This is a genomic window from Endozoicomonas sp. Z74 (genome assembly GCF_057680865.1).
Map to the genome: position 1 here is coordinate 1 of NZ_JBLYZI010000264.1, position 865 is coordinate 865.

The window sequence follows — 865 nt, forward strand, 5'->3', positions numbered from 1 at the left end:
ATCATCTTCTGGATGACGGCCTCTTTCATTTCTTTGGAGTAGCGAGCCATAACTGCCTCTTTTAATCATCTCTCCATTGAAGAGAGTCATGAGTCAAAAGAGGCGACATCTATCCTGACACAGGGGGGTTCTGAACCAGCGAAGCTTCCTTGCTTTAAACACTTTCGTTTCGTCTCGTGAAAAAGCAGATAACCATGACAACAGCCCGGAAAAACCTGATCGATCCTTCTTGTACGCCCTACTATCACTGCATGGCACGCTGTGTACGAAGAGCTTTTCTTTGTGGCAAGGATGCTTTTTCAGGTAAGAGTTATGAGCACCGGCGACAATGGGTCTCTGATCGCTTGAAAGAGCTGTCTGGCATTTTTTCTCTGGAAATCTGTGCTTATGCTGTAATGTCCAACCACTACCATGTGGTATTGCATATCAACCGGGAGCAAGCTGAAGGGTGGAGCACAGAGGAAGTCCTGAATCGTTGGGCAATGCTATTTAACGGGGCTCCACTGGTTCAACGATTTCTGGCAGGAGGCTCTCTGGATAAGTCAGAGCTACATCGAGTAGAGGAGTACGCCGAAGAGTACCGCAAACGTTTGATGGATATCAGTTGGTTTATGCGCTGCGTAAATGAACACTTGGCTAGGGAGGCCAATAAGGAAGACGGATGTAAAGGTCGTTTCTGGGAAGGCCGCTACAAAAGTCAGGCACTACTGGATGAGGCGGCGTTATTGACCTGTATGGCCGGCGCTGTTCAAATTAAGTGTTGCTCTACCCAATGTATAGAAACTTGATCTAAAAAAGCCTCCTCTGAGAAGAGTTGAGTTTTAAGAAACCTTTTCCACCCGAGGTAACGAGACAGGTATTTTGT

Annotated in this window: 1 protein-coding gene; it reads left to right on the forward strand. The window is 46.8% G+C overall.

The window, feature by feature from the left end; all coding sequences use genetic code 11:
- Positions 1-194: 194 nt before the first annotated feature.
- Entirely contained in the window at positions 195-788 is a 594-nt protein-coding gene (locus ACNRUY_RS26665) for a transposase (protein ID WP_488114692.1), read from the forward strand.
- Positions 789-865 lie beyond the last annotated feature (77 nt).